At 73.7% G+C, this 12,741-nt stretch carries 11 protein-coding genes; 4 read left to right on the top strand and 7 right to left on the bottom strand.

All coding sequences use genetic code 11. The annotated features are described in order from the left end of the window. Window positions 1-90: 90 nt before the first annotated feature. On the bottom strand, window positions 91-768 hold the full coding sequence (locus ACY0MR_RS22340) for a response regulator transcription factor (RefSeq protein ID WP_187283934.1): 678 nt from the start codon (window positions 766-768) through the stop codon (window positions 91-93). 427 nt (window positions 769-1,195) lie between these two features. On the opposite strand from ACY0MR_RS22340, the gene ACY0MR_RS22335 reads away from it, so the two are divergent. Continuing rightward, window positions 1,196-2,716 carry a peptide MFS transporter gene (locus ACY0MR_RS22335; protein ID WP_388806028.1) on the top strand — a complete coding sequence of 507 codons (1,521 nt, stop codon included), beginning with the start codon at window positions 1,196-1,198 and terminating at the stop codon, window positions 2,714-2,716. A gap of 80 nt (window positions 2,717-2,796) precedes the next feature. On the opposite strand, the gene ACY0MR_RS22330 is transcribed toward ACY0MR_RS22335, so the two are convergent. The 6 genes from ACY0MR_RS22330 to ACY0MR_RS22305 form a co-directional block, all read right to left on the bottom strand. Beyond that, complete coding sequence (locus ACY0MR_RS22330) at window positions 2,797-4,218, bottom strand: hypothetical protein (protein WP_388806030.1); 1,422 nt, start codon at window positions 4,216-4,218, stop codon at window positions 2,797-2,799. A gap of 14 nt (window positions 4,219-4,232) precedes the next feature. Continuing rightward, window positions 4,233-5,297, bottom strand: coding sequence for a hypothetical protein (locus ACY0MR_RS22325; protein ID WP_404085087.1), 1,065 nt, complete (start codon window positions 5,295-5,297; stop codon window positions 4,233-4,235). Continuing rightward, window positions 5,294-6,178, bottom strand: coding sequence for a COG1361 family protein (locus ACY0MR_RS22320; protein WP_388806034.1), 885 nt, complete (start codon window positions 6,176-6,178; stop codon window positions 5,294-5,296). The genes ACY0MR_RS22325 and ACY0MR_RS22320 overlap by 4 nt, the downstream gene beginning before the upstream one ends. Further along, a complete protein-coding gene (locus ACY0MR_RS22315; RefSeq protein ID WP_361859054.1) occupies window positions 6,178-6,879 on the bottom strand; it encodes a peptidase in 702 nt (233 codons plus the stop codon). Before ACY0MR_RS22315 ends, ACY0MR_RS22320 begins: the two co-directional genes overlap by 1 nt. Window positions 6,880-7,134: 255 nt before the next feature. Continuing rightward, complete coding sequence (locus ACY0MR_RS22310; protein ID WP_361859057.1) at window positions 7,135-7,554, bottom strand: ATP-binding protein; 420 nt, start codon at window positions 7,552-7,554, stop codon at window positions 7,135-7,137. A 94-nt stretch (window positions 7,555-7,648) separates the two neighbouring features. Beyond that, complete coding sequence (locus ACY0MR_RS22305; RefSeq protein WP_361859060.1) at window positions 7,649-8,017, bottom strand: STAS domain-containing protein; 369 nt, start codon at window positions 8,015-8,017, stop codon at window positions 7,649-7,651. 222 nt (window positions 8,018-8,239) lie between these two features. On the opposite strand from ACY0MR_RS22305, the gene ACY0MR_RS22300 reads away from it, so the two are divergent. The 3 genes from ACY0MR_RS22300 to ACY0MR_RS22290 all read left to right on the top strand — a co-directional run bounded on the left by ACY0MR_RS22300 (window position 8,240) and on the right by ACY0MR_RS22290 (window position 12,732). Beyond that, window positions 8,240-9,166, top strand: coding sequence for an RNA polymerase sigma factor SigF (locus ACY0MR_RS22300; RefSeq protein WP_361859062.1), 927 nt, complete (start codon window positions 8,240-8,242; stop codon window positions 9,164-9,166). 204 nt (window positions 9,167-9,370) lie between these two features. After that, window positions 9,371-10,597 carry a DegT/DnrJ/EryC1/StrS family aminotransferase gene (locus ACY0MR_RS22295; protein ID WP_388806037.1) on the top strand — a complete coding sequence of 409 codons (1,227 nt, stop codon included), beginning with the start codon at window positions 9,371-9,373 and terminating at the stop codon, window positions 10,595-10,597. Beyond that, window positions 10,594-12,732, top strand: coding sequence for a lipopolysaccharide biosynthesis protein (locus ACY0MR_RS22290; RefSeq protein ID WP_473554896.1), 2,139 nt, complete (start codon window positions 10,594-10,596; stop codon window positions 12,730-12,732). Before ACY0MR_RS22295 ends, ACY0MR_RS22290 begins: the two co-directional genes overlap by 4 nt. Window positions 12,733-12,741 lie beyond the last annotated feature (9 nt).

Raw genomic sequence — 12,741 nt, 5'->3', positions numbered from 1 at the left:
CCGTGGCACCGCCGGGCCGTGGCGCCGCCCGGGGCGTCGCCGCCGGACCGGGTGGGGCCTCGGGCCGCAGGGGCCGTCCGGCCCCCGGGGTCAGCTCTTCTCGAAGCGGAAGCCGACGCCCCGGACCGTCGCGATGTAGCGGGGGTTCGCAGCGTCGTCGCCCAGCTTCTTGCGGAGCCAGGAGATGTGCATGTCGAGGGTCTTCGTCGAGGACCACCAGGTCGTGTCCCAGACCTCGCGCATCAGCTGGTCCCGGGTGACGACCCGGCCCGCGTCGCGGACCAGGACCCGCAGCAGGTCGAACTCCTTCGCCGTGAGCTGGAGCTCCTCCTCGCCCATCCAGGCCCGGTGCGACTCGACGTCGATCCGTACGCCGTGGGTGGCCGGGGCGACGACGGGCTCGGTGGAGCCGCGCCGCAGCAGGGCCCGGACGCGGGCCAGGAGTTCGGCGAGCCGGAACGGCTTGGTGACGTAGTCGTCCGCGCCCGCGTCGAGCCCGACGACCGTGTCGACCTCGTCGGCGCGTGCGGTGAGGACCAGGATCGGGACCGCGTGGCCCTCGGCGCGCAGCCGGCGGGCGACCTCCAGGCCGTCCATGCCGGGCAGGCCGAGGTCGAGCACGACCAGGTCGACGCCGCCCTGGAGGCCGGCGTCGAGGGCGGTGGGGCCGTCCTCGCGGACCTCGACCTCGTACCCCTCTCTCCGCAGGGCGCGGGCCAGCGGTTCCGAGATGGAGGCGTCGTCCTCGGCGAGCAGTACACGGGTCATGGGGTGATGGTAGTCCGCACGGGTGCCGGGTCGGGGCATGATCCTCAGGGACCGGAGAAGCCCTGGAGATCCTGTGGCCATCCTCCATACGACCTTCGAATAACCTCCTGCGGTTGCATCATCACCTGTGATCCATCTCTCAAGTCCTTCCATATCCGGCCCTGTCGTGTCGTATGGTGGCTCGACGTCTGTAGCGGTAATCGGGGACCTTTGGCCTGCTTCGCGGGTCGAGGTCCTCTTCTGCGTGAGGTCGGCACAGCCGAACCTTGAGGACAGTGAATGACCTGTGGGCCGGGTCCCGGGGCGCGACGACGCATCTCCCGGGGCGTGGATCCCGGCGGATTCCCCGTGACTCCGCCGGTGCCGGCCTCCCCCACCGGGCGCACCACGCTCACAAGGCGCGCGTCCCGACAGAGCAAGGATCGACATGGCGTCCAGCCTGACGACGACTTCGGCCGGAACCCCCGGTTCCGAGAAGACGTTCTTCGGCCACCCCCGCGGCCTGGCCACCCTCTTCATGACCGAGATGTGGGAGCGCTTCTCCTACTACGGCATGCGGGCACTTCTCGTTCTGTACCTGGTCTCCGGCGGCGCGGACGCCGCGACCGGCAGCCAGGGTGGCGGCCTCGCCATGACGGCGGCCACGGCGACGGCCATCTACTCGGTGTACGTCTCGATGGTCTACCTGATGGCCATGCCCGGCGGCTGGTTCGGCGACCGCGTCTGGGGCGCCCGCAAGACCGTCGCCATCGCCGGTTTCGTGATCATGGCGGGTCACGCCTCGCTCGCGATCCCCGGCCAGGCGATGTTCTTCGTCGGTCTGGCGCTGGTCGCCGCCGGCTCCGGTCTGCTCAAGGCCAACATCTCCACGATGGTCGGCCACCTCTACGACGGCCCGGACGACCCGCGCCGCGACGGCGGCTTCACGCTCTTCTACGTCGGCATCAACCTCGGTGCCTTCGTGGCGCCGTTCGTGGTCGGCACCGTCGGCGAGAAGGTCAACTGGCACCTCGGCTTCGCGCTCGCCGCGCTGGGCATGGGCCTCGGCCTGGTCCAGTTCCTGCTGGGCACGAAGAACCTCAGCGCCAAGAGCGACGTCGTCCCGAACCCGCTCACCCCGGCCGAGCGCAAGGGCATCCTGGTCAAGGTCGCCCTGGTCGTCGTCCTCGCCGCCGCCTTCTACGGCGTCGTCGTGGCCATGGGCATGTACACCCTGAACTGGGCTCTGGTCCCGATCACCCTCGCGGGTCTGATCATCCCGGTCGCCGTCCTGGTCCGCATCAAGCGCGACAAGGACCTCGACAGGACCGAGCAGTCGAAGATGACCGGCTACATCTGGTTCTTCGTCGCCGCCGCGATCTTCTGGATGATCTACGACCAGGGCGGCTCGACGCTGTCGCTGTTCGCGGACGACAAGACCGCGGACACCGTCTTCGGCTTCGGCTTCCCGGCCACCTGGTACCAGTCGCTCAACCCGCTCTTCGTGATGGCGCTGGCCCCGGTCTTCGCGTGGCTCTGGCTCTGGCTGGCCCGCAAGAACCAGGAGCCGAACACCATCGTGAAGTTCTCGATGGGCCTGGTCCTCGTCGGCGCGTCCTTCTTCGTCTTCGTCGTCCCGATGAACATGGCGGGCGGCGGCGACAAGGTCTCCCCGATGTGGCTCGTCTCGATCTACATGATCCAGACCATCGGTGAGCTCTGCCTCTCCCCGGTCGGCCTCTCGGTCACCACGAAGATGGCCCCGCAGAAGTACGCCTCCCAGATGATGGGCGTCTGGTTCCTCGCCGTCACCGCGGGCGACTGCACCACGGGTCTGCTCTCGCTGGCCGGTGTCGACCTGAACGGGACGGGGATCATCGCCATGCAGGCGACGCTCGCCGTCGCGGCGGGCATCGCGATCTACATGTACCGCAAGAAGGTCCAGGGCCTCATGGGCGGCGTCCACTGACGTCGCTCCACCCCCGGCCCGTACGAAGGCCGCCGCACCGTTCCGGTGCGGCGGCCTTCGCCGTTCCCTCCGGCCGGTCGTCAGCGCCTCAGACGCGCCCACGGGGTGAAGGTGAACACCGCGCCGCCGAGCAGGATCACCGTGCCCGCGACGAGGGCGAGGGCCCGCAGGGCGCCGTCGTCCTCGGCGCCGGTCTCGGCGAGGTTCCCGCCGTCGGAGCCGCCGGAACCCGAGCCCGAGCCCGAGCCGCTGCCCGAGCCGGAGCCGCCGGCCGCGCCGCCCGCCTGCTTGCTCGTGTCCAGTTCGAGGGAGGCCTTGACGGCGCCCTTGACCTGGCACGGGATCTCCATCGCCGAGCTGCCGAGGGTGACCTTGATGGTCAGCGTTCCGGGGCTGAGCGTGGACGTGCCGGTCGCGCCGGGCTTGTACGTGCCCTTCATGTCCGGCAGGTTCACCGGGTCGCCCAGCTTCAGCGCGGTGGGGTTGGGGGGTCCCGAGACGTTCACGGTGCCGCTGTCGGCCCCGCCGATCCTGACCGCCATGGAGCCCTTGAGGGCTCCCGCGGGGAGGGCCGCGGGGCTGTTCATGACGCCCTTGGCCGTCCGGACCGTGAGGTCGTACACGCCGCCGTTCTTCCTGGCGTCGATCGTCACCTTGCCGTTGATCGACTCCGGGCCGGGGGCCGTGCAGCCGAACGTGACGGCGACCTCCTTGCCGGGGAAGGACGTCTGGCCGCCGCCCCCGCCGCTCGTCCCGCCCCCGGAGGATCCGCCGGAGGAGGACGTGGACCCCGAGCCGGAGGATCCGCCGGTGCCGTTCGAGCCGCCGCCGGTCGTGGTGGAGCCCCCGGTGGTGCCGCCGGTGCCGCCGCCCGTCGTCGTCCCGCCGCCCGTCGTCGTCCCGCCGGTGGTCGTGGAACCGCCGGTGGTCGTCGTGGACCCGCCGTTCGCGCCGCCCGTGGTGGTGCCTCCGCCGCCGGCCGTGACCTTGATCGTGGCGCCGACCGGCACCGTCTCCTTCGGGGTGCACTTGGTGTCCGTGGACAGCGGCTTGGACACGTTGATCGTGTACTTGTCGGGGGTGAGGGTGACCTCGCCCGCCGCGGTCAGCTTCAGCCTGCCCTTCATCTCGGGCAGCACCATCGGACTGTTCTTGGGGATCGGCGGGTTCTGCCGGGGCCCCTCCATCGCGACGGTGCCGGTGCCCGCGCCGCCCACGGTGAGGACGCCGGTCGGCTTGACCGTGTCCTGGCCGAGGTCGAGCACGTCGGGGTTCTTCGAGGCGGCCTGGACCGTCTTCCAGACGATCTCGACCTCGTCGCCGACCTTCGCCTCCGCCGGTGCCGTGATCAGCACCTTCGTCGTGCCCTGCACGGGCGGAAGTCCGGAGATCGACGGCGGGATGCACTCCGTCTTGTACGAGACCTCGGCGGCCTGGGCGGGGCCGGCGGAAATCAGGATCCCCGCGCCGCCGAGCATCAGCGCGATTCCGGCCGCGCTCATCCTCCGTTGCGTACTCACGCATGTCCCTTCGTCGTCGGGCTGCTCTCTGGGGCTGACGGTGCGGAGTCAGGACTGAACCACGGCAGGACCGCGGTGGGTTCGTCGTCCCCCGGGCCCCCGGGCGCGGGCTCGCGCGCGGGGCCGGGGGCACGGGTGCGGAGACGGGCCAGGGGTGCGGTCCGGGGCCGCGCGCGGGGCCTCGCCCGGGCGGGGCCCGCCGCCGGACGGACCCGGTCGACCACGGCCATGCCGATCCGAAACAGCGCCGCCGGCACGACCACCGCGAGCAGCAGCCAGAACAGCGTCACGCCCCAGGGCCTGCCGACCCCCCACGGCTGCTCGACCAGGACCTTGCCCCCGTACCGCACGGAGACCTGGTAGTCGCCGTGCGCGCCCGCCGTCAGTTCGACGGGGAGCCGGACCAGGGCCTTCCGGCCGGGGGCGATCGTGCCGCGCCACTGCCGCTCCTCGTACTGCGGGGCGAACACGCCGTGGCTGGAGCCGACCTCGAAGACCGGGTCCTTCACGGGGGCGGAGCCGAGGTTGCCGACGGTGAAGACGACCTCGCGGGCGGGCGGCGCCCCGAACCAGGTGAGGAGGCCGCCGGAGCCGTCGAGGCGGACGGCGGCGAGGACGGCGAGCCGGCCGTCGCCCGAGGCCTCGGGGAGCGGTTCCACGGGATGCCCGGCGACGGCGAACTCGCGGTCGACGGCGTCCTGCTGGCCGGTCACCCCGGCGACGTGCACCACGCAGGGACAGGGCTCGGGCGGTTCGGCGACCGGCAGTTTGGCGCTGAAGGCGCCCCGGGCGTCCACGGTGGCGGCCCGGCCCTCGGTGTTGGCGCAGGAGTTGGTGCCGCCGACGACGCCCTTGCCGGGCGCCGCCCGGCCGCAGATCAGCAGCATGAGCAGGGCGCCGGGCTTCCAGCCGCTGCCGCTGACGGTGACCTCGCCGCCCTTGCCGCCCTCCGCGCGGGAGAGTTCGACGGCGGGGCCGGGGGCCGCGGCGGAGGGCAGGGCCGGAAGGAGGCCGAGGGCGAGCACGGCCGCGAGCACGGCCGCCGTACGTGTCCACCTCATGTGTGCGCTCCCGCCGTGGCTCGCTGGGTACGGGACCTGGCGCGCCGCCGTGCCGCGTGGACGCCGCCGGCCGCCGCCGTGAGCAGCAGTCCGGCCGCCCCGGCGACCGCCGGGCCCGAGGTGAAGGCGGCCTCGGCGCGGGCGGTGGCCGGGGCCGCGCCCTCGGCGGTGGCGGTCAGGCGGACGGTGACGGAGTCGAGGGACGGCGGGTCGGGCCAGGCTTCGGTACGGGTGGTCCGCTGACCTGGCCTCAGGGTGAGCGGCAGGGGCCGGCCCGGCCGGTCGAGGACGGTGCCGAGGACCCCTTCGGCGCGCACCGCGAGGCGCGGGGCGAGGACGGTGGTGCCCCGGTTGACCAGGGTGTAGCGGAGGGTGCCGGTCGCGGTGTCGACGTGGACGTCCTCGACGGTGAGCGCGGCGAGCCGGGGGCCGCTGACCCGGAGCCGCAGGTCGACGCGGACGTCCCGGCCGGCGGCGGTGGCGCGGACCGTCCCCCGGTGCTCGCCGGGCGGGGCGTCGGCGGGGACGGTCACGGCGAAGGGCACGTCCGCCCGGGTCCTGGCGGGCACGGTCACCGTCCGGGCGGCGAAGGACACGGGTGCGCCCCGGCCGTCGAGCCGGACGGTGAGCGGCCGGGTGCCCGGGTTGGTCAGCGACAGGGTGTCCTGGAGGACGCTGCCGGCGGGGCCCTCCAGGTAGGCGTAGGGCCGGCCGGCCGCGGGTGCCGCCGTCCAGGAGGCCGGGGCGTCGGCGGGCGCCGGGGCCCGGATGCCGGCGGTGGCGTTCGCCGCCGTGGTCAGGGCGTGGGCGGGCGCCGTCGCGACCACGCCGGTGAGGGCGGTCGCGACGGCGAGGAGCCCGGTGGCCGCCGCCGTCCGCATCAGCGAGCCGTGCGCCGCGTGAGCCAGAGGACTCCGGCGGCGCCGGTGAGGAGGACGGTGCCGCCGAGGGTGCCGAGGGCCACGGCGGAGTCGAGCGGTCCGGTCTTGGGCAGTTCGGCTCCGGTGCCCTCGTCGTCGCCCGTGTCGGCGGGCGGCGGGGCGGCGGAGCCGCCGGAGAGCCCGGTCACCTCCAGTTCGAGGGCGGGGCCGGGGTTGTTCTTCGGCTTGCAGACCGCCGCGTCCATGCCGAGGGCGTGCACGGTGAGCGTTCCGGCCGTGAAGGTGACCTTGCCGTTCTTCTTCGGCGTGTAGGTGCCCGTGAGCGTGCCGATGCTGATGGGGGTGTCGGGCGGGATGGCGGCCGTGTTCGGCGTTCCCTTGACCTTGACGGTGCCGGAGTCGGCGCCGCCGAGGACGAGTTCGGCGCGCGGGGTCATGACGCCCTTGGGCAGTTCGACGGGGCTGTCGGAGACGCCCTTCTCGAACGACATGGTGACCGTGTACGCGCTGCCGTTCTTCACGGCCTTGATGCCGACGGGCGAGACGGCGCCCTTGGGCCCGATCTTCGTCTCGCAGGCGTAGTCGACGTCGACGACGGCCGCCTGGGCGGTCGGTGCGCCGGCGAGCACGGCCGCGCCCGCCACCGCGACCGCCGCCGTGAGCGCGGCGGTCCTTCTCCTCCGGTTCGGCTCCTTGGACACCCCGAGCACCCCTCACCGCAATGGACCTGACGGTCTTTCAGATTGGGCGTCAAGGTACGCCCGGGCCCTTGCGGAGGGAAGAAGAGGGACGGTGAAAGTCCTCGGCGGGATCGGGAAAGCCCGCCCGGGCACCCGTCACCCGCGGCGGAGCCGGACGGAAGCGGGGTGCGACAGGCGGGCGCCGGGGCCGACGGGGAGCCGGGCCGGCGACGCGGAGTCAGGCCGGCGCCGCGGAGTCGGGCCGGTGCGGCGGAGTCAGGCCGGTGCGGAGAGTTCGGCCCAGACGGTCTTGCCGGGGGAGCCGGGGGTGCGCTCGATGCCCCAGTCGAGGCAGAGCCGCTGCACGATGAACATGCCGTGGCCGCCCGGGCGGCCGGACCGGTGCGGCATGCGGGGCGCGGGGGTTCCGGCGCCCCGGTCGGTCACCTCCAGGCGGAGCGACTTGGGCAGCCGCAGGACGCGGAGGCTCTCGGGGCCCTCCGCGTGCAGGCAGGCGTTGGTGACGAGCTCCGAGACGACGAGCAGGACGTCCTCGGCGGCGGCCCTGCGGTCGGCGGTGGCGGCCGGCAGCCAGCCCCACTCCTGGAGCGCCGACCGCGTGAAGTCGCGGGCGAGCGGCACGGTGCCACTTGCCTCGCCGAGGGCGAGCGTACGGACGTCGGAAGCGTGGTCCATCAGCGCTTCACCTCACCGATCGACGGGACAGAGGGCGGGACGTACGGGCGGAGCAGGGGGCCGGGTCGTGGGGGCGGCCCCGGCGCGGGGCGGGTCAGCCGGGCAGGGCTGTGGCGAGGGTCTCGTGCAGGGTGAAGACGGCCTCGGCGCCCGTGATGTGGAACACCCTGGCCACCGCGGGCCGCATCCCGACGAGGTGGACGCCGCCGCCGGCGGCCTCCGCCCGCAGTCGGGCGCCCAGGAGCACGTTGAGTCCCGTCGAGTCGCAGAACTCCAGACCCGCGCAGTCGACGACGAGCCGCGAACGGCCCGCGTCCACCGCCTCGTCCAGCGGGACGCGCAGCAGTTCGGCGGTGTAGTGATCGAGCTCACCCACCGGAGCGAGGACAGCGGCCCCGTCCACCGTCCGGACCTCGACGCGCAACCGCGCGGGCGGTGCGCTGCCGATGTTCTCCCGGTCCATGGCCGTGCCTCTTCTCGCTCTCACGGATGCCGACTGACGTGCCTCGAACCCTACAAGTGCGATGCCCCTTCGCGCACACGAGGTCTGCCACATAACCGGACAATTCGGAATATCGATACTTGCGACCTTCGGCGTCGAGCAGGTAGGCCTAGGAGGGAACACCCGACACGACCGGCTTCGGAGGCGCCGCAAACCGCAGCAGAAGAAACACGAAGGAGACCCATGTCACCCCGGCTCGACGCCCCGCGTACCCCCGACGCGCCGTCGGCAGCGGTCCTCACGGACCACCCGCTCGGCCATCCCACCGAGCTCCCCCACGCCTTCCCGCAGGACCGCGCGCTCACACTCCCCCTCGACCGGCCGCTCGACGACATCGGACCGGTCGACGCCCGCGCCCTGTCGAAGCAGCTCTTCGCCCGGCTCGCCGAGCTCGAAGAGGGCACCCACGAGCACGCGTACGTCCGCAACACGCTCGTCGAACTCAATCTGGCCCTGGTCCGGTTCGCCGCCGCCCGCTTCGGCACCCGCAGCGAGCCGATGGAGGACATCGTCCAGGTCGGCACCATCGGCCTCATCAAGGCGATCGACCGCTTCGAGCTCAGCCGCGGCGTGGAGTTCCCCACGTTCGCGATGCCGACCATCATCGGCGAGATCAAGCGCTTCTTCCGCGACACCTCGTGGTCCGTGCACGTGCCCCGCAGGCTCCAGGAGCTGCGGCTGGAGCTCGCCAAGGCGGGCGACGCGCTGGCCCAGCGCCTCGACCGCGCCCCCACCGTCGCCGAACTCGCCGAGGAACTCGGCATCGCGCCGGAGGAGGTCGTCGAGGGCATGACCGCGAGCAACGCGTACACCGCCAGCTCGCTCGACGCGCAGCCCGACGAGGAGGACGGCCCCGGCGGCGAGGCCACGCTCGCCGACCGACTGGGCTACGAGGACCGCGGCATCGCCGGGATCGAGTACATCGCCTCCCTGAAGCCGATGATCGCCTCGCTGCCCGCCCGCGACCGGCACATCCTCTCCCTGCGCTTCGTCTCCGGCCTGACCCAGTCGGAGATCGGCACCGAGCTCGGCATCTCGCAGATGCACGTGTCCCGGCTGCTCGCCCGCACCCTCGCCAAGCTGCGCCGGGGGCTCACTCTGGAGGAATGACCTCCACCCGCTCGTCCGAGCCGCCAAACTGGCTGCGGAAAGGGCCCGTTCACGGTCTTTCGACCCGTGACGGGCCCTTTCGCGCGCCACGCCCCGGTCCCCGCCGGCGGTGGCCCCGGAGGGCAACCGCACGGCGTGGGGCCCGTGTTGACGCGGCGTCCGGAATGGGCCACATTGAGCCCGGGGTTCAGGGGGGAATCACACATGTTCTCTGCGTACGCGGATCTGGAAGAACGCATGCGCGGCCGACTGGGGGGCAGGGAGTGCCTCTACGTGCCGTCGTGCCGCTTCGGGCTGTTCCTCGCGCTGCGCCACTGGTGCAGACCGGGCGGCAAGGTGCTCATGTCGCCCGTCAACGACGACGTGATCCTCTTCGTCGTCCTGGCCGCCGGGCTCCGCCCCGTCCAGGCACCGCTCGACCCCCGGGACGGCTCGATCGACCCGTCCGCCGTGCCCGAGTCCGTCTGGAAGGACCTCTCCGCCGTCCTCACCACCAACCTCTACGGCAACCCCGACCCGGCGCCCGAGCTGCGGGGCCACTGCGACCGGCTCGGCATCCCGCTGATCGAGGACGCCGCCCACGCGATCGGCTCCACCGTCGGCGGCCGCCCCGTCGGCACCTACGGCGAGGCGTCCGTCTTCAGCCTCTCGAAGCACACCGGAGCCAAGACCGGCGGCTTCCTCTCCCTCGCCGACCCGGCACACCGCGCCGAACTGGCCGCCGCCCGCGACGCGCTGCTCCACCCGACCCGGCACACCGCCGAACTGGTCCACCTCGTCCGGCCGTACGCCGAGTCCACCCTGCGCGGACTGCGCCTGGTAGGGGCCGCGCGGGCCACCGTCCGGCGGCTCGGCCTGGAGGAGCGGGAGGAGATACGGATGCCGCTCCGCGCCGAGGAACTGGCCCGGGCCCTCACCGCCGCGCCCGCGCTCGACCCCTTCCACTCCTGGGTCCGCGTCGACATGCACGACTACCGGCTGCGGCCCGGAGCCGGCCGGCTGCGCCGCACCACCCGCAGGTTCGGCCTGCTCGACGACGTCCTCGCCGCCCACCGGACGGGCACCGCCCTGCTCCTGTCCGGCGGGTACGGCACGGCGGAGGCGTTCCCCGACCGGGCCGCCGGACAGTCCCCGGACGGCCCGCCCCAGCCGCTCTACCGGGTGCCCCTGCTCGTCGAGGACCGGCACGCGGCCGTCGCCGCCCTCGCCCGGCGCCGGATCACCACCGGCTACCTCTACGACCCGCCGCTCGACAGCTATGCCGGCGAGGCCTTCACGGACCCCTCCCCCGCTCCGGAACCGGCCGCCTGGTTCGCCCGGCACGCCCTCCCGGTCGACCCGCGCCGCGCCGCCGAGGCCCTCGCGGTGCTGCGCGGCGCCGGGATCCGCCCGGCGTCGCGGCCCTCGATGGTCCCCGGCGGGTCGCGGTGACCGGGACGGTGCGACTGCGGGGCTCCCGCCGGGACGCGGCGGGAGGCGGGTCCGCGCGCCGCGACCTGGTGGCCGGGGCGAAGGACGTCGGCGGCGGGGGCGGCGCGGACGACTCCGGCGAGAACTCCCTGTTCCGCAACGCCTACGCCCTGATGCTCTCCACCGGCGTCTCGGCGGCCCTCGGTCTCGGCTTCTGGCTGATCGCCGCCCGCTACTACTCGGAGGAGGCCGTCGGCCAGGGCTCGGCCGCCATCGCCGCCCAGCGGATGCTCGCCTCGATCACGGCGACCACCCTGTCCGGCGCGGTCGTCCGGTACGTCCCCCGGGCCGGCCGGGCCACCGGCCCGCTGGTCGTCCGCCTCTACCTGTTCAGCACGGTCGTCGTCACCGTGGCCTGCGGCGTCTTCCTGCTCACCCTCGACCTGTGGGGACCCTCGTACGCCCCGCTCGGCAGCCTCTCCGCCGGGATCTTCTTCACCGCGTCCGCGGTCGGCTGGGCCCTGCTGACCCTCCAGGACGGGGTGCTCACCGGCCTGAGACGGGCGTTCTGGGTGCCCGTGGGCAACGCCGTCTTCTCCCTCGGCAAGCTCGTCCTGCTCGTCCTGCTCGCGGCCGCCGTGCCCGTCCTCGGCGTCTTCGTCTCCTGGGCGGCGGCGATCGTCCTCTCCGTCCTGCCGCTGGGCTGGCTCGTGTTCCGCCGCCTCATCCCCCAGCAGGCCAGGGCCGACCGCGACCGCGAGCCGCCGGGCATGCGGGAGATAGGCCGGTTCATCGCCGGGGACTCCGTCGGCGCGTTCTTCAGCCTCATCATGATCAGCCTGCTGCCGGTCATGGTCGCCGTCCGGTTCGACGCCGCGCACAACGCCTTCTTCTACACGGCGTACACCGTCGGCGGGACCATGGAGTTCATGGCCATCAACATGGCCTCCTCGCTCACCGCGCACGCCTCGCACAGCCCCGAGTCCCTCGCCGAGGGCGTCCGGGGCGCCCTCCGCCGCATGGTGCTGCTCCTCGTCCCCGTCGTCCTCGTCCTGGTCGTCTTCGCGCCGCTGATCCTCGCCCCCTTCGGCCAGGGGTACCAGGAGAACGGCTCCACCGTGCTGCGGCTGCTCGCCGCCGCCGCGCTCCCCCGGGTCGCCGTGGAGCTGTACATCGGCGTGCTGCGGGTCCAGGGCCGTACCGGCATGCTCGCCGTCCTCCAGGGCGCCATGTGCGTCCTCGTGCTGGGCAGCGCGGCCGTGCTGCTCGGCCCGTACGGCATCAGCGGGGCCGGGATCGCCGTCCTCGGCGCGATGACCCTGATGGCGGTGGCCTGCGTACCGGGCCTGCGGGCCACCCTCAAGGGCCGGACGCCCGCCGAGCGCCCCCGGGCGGCGGCCCGGGTGAAGGAGCGCGAGGAGGACGGCTACGGCACCAACTGGGCGCGGGAGAGCGCCTATCTGCGCGGGGCGCACGATTCGGTGACGCCGGCGTTCGGCATTCCGGTGTACGTGCCCCCGCGGCGCGACGCGGAGCCCGCGGGCCCGCTCGCCCGGCCGCTGCCGCCCCCGGAGCCCCGTGCGGCGGTCGCCGCCGACCGGTGGGGCTCCGGGCTGTGGCTCCTGCTCGGCCTCGCGGCCGGGCTGTTCTGGTTCCCGCTCGCCCGCTCCGGCGAGCTGGACGTCGCCACCCTGTCGGGCACCGGCCTCCTCGCCGCCCTGCCCCCCGTCACCCTCGTCGCGGGGCTGCTCCTGGTCGTCCTCCAGGGGGCCGCCGTCGCCCTGCGGTACTGGCGGCCCGCGTTCGCCGGCACGGTCCTGCTCGCCACCTTCCTGGCCCTGCACACCGCGCCGCCGCTGCTGGGCCTGCGGCCGGCCGACGCCGAGGGCCCCGGGGCGGCCCTCCTGGGCGAGGGGATCGAGCGGGCCGTCGCCCCCGTGACCCTCCAGGCGCTGAGCCTGCTCCTGACGGCGGTGCTGCTGCGGGTGGTCGGGGTGGGCGCGCGGGTCACGGCCGGTGTCGTCTGGGTCCTGGTCTGGGCGGGCTGGGCGGGGCAGCAGGCCTTCGCCACCGCCCCGTTCCCGCTGTTCCTCGGCCTGGCCGGCGGCACGATGGCGGTCGTCGCCTTCCGCGGCCTGACCTCGGGACGGCAGTGACCGCCGGCG

The sequence above is a fragment of the Streptomyces sp. JN8 genome, assembly GCF_055808075.1.
This window is presented reverse-complemented; position numbering and strand designations above follow the sequence as displayed.